Source organism: Embleya sp. NPDC056575, assembly GCF_042793325.1.
In the GTDB taxonomy this organism is placed as follows: Bacteria; Actinomycetota; Actinomycetes; order Streptomycetales; family Streptomycetaceae; genus Embleya.
The window spans coordinates 353-1,054 of the sequence record NZ_JBHTVA010000204.1; the positions used below are offsets into that span (position 1 = coordinate 353).

A 702-nucleotide genomic window follows, 5' to 3' on the forward strand; every position below is an offset into this window, starting at 1 on the left:
TCTACTCGATGATCTTCGTGGACTTCTGGACCTCACTGCTGGCCTGGCTGGCGGTGCTGGTCGTCCAACTCGTCTGCGCCGCCTACGCGTTCCGCCTCGACCGCGAGAAGTACCGCTACCTCGCGATGCTGCCGCTGCAGCAGCTCGCCTACCGCCAGATGATGTACCTCGTCCTGATCCACTCCTCCGTGACCGCCCTGACCGGCGGCCGCCTCCGCTGGCAGAAGCTCAAGCGCACGGGTGAGGTCGGGACCCCGGCAGGAGTGAGCTGACATGAGCTGGGGCTCGGAACAACAGCGGTACCAGGGATATGAGGGGTACCAAGGCCAGCAGGAGTACCAGGGCCAGCAGGGCCAGCAGGGATATGACTATGGGTACGGGCAGCAGCCCGATCCCTACGGCCAGGGCCGGCAGCCTCAGATCCCCCAGCAGTACGGCTACGGCCAGGGGTACGTCGACCATGGCCAGGTGTACGTCACCGAGACGGCGCCCGTGCCGGTGATCGAGCCGGAGCCCGCGGCGGACGCAGCCGTCCCGACCGAGCCCAGCCCTGACGCCGGGGAGCCCGAAAGCCCCGCCGCCGACCCGGCGCCGAAGGCCAAAGGCACCGGACGCGACCGCTACTTCGACGCGCTGCGCGCCGTCGCGCTGGTCCGTGTCGTGGCGTACCACACCTTTGGCTGGGCCTGGGCCGGCCTGGTC

Annotated in this window: 2 pseudogenes; both read left to right on the forward strand. The window is 69.1% G+C overall.

Going from position 1 to position 702, the window contains the following annotated elements:
• Positions 1-272, forward strand: a pseudogene (locus tag ACFRCG_RS48770) (polysaccharide deacetylase/glycosyl transferase); the annotation flags it as partial.
• 1 nt (position 273) lies between these two features.
• Positions 274-702, forward strand: a pseudogene (locus tag ACFRCG_RS48775) (acyltransferase); the annotation flags it as partial.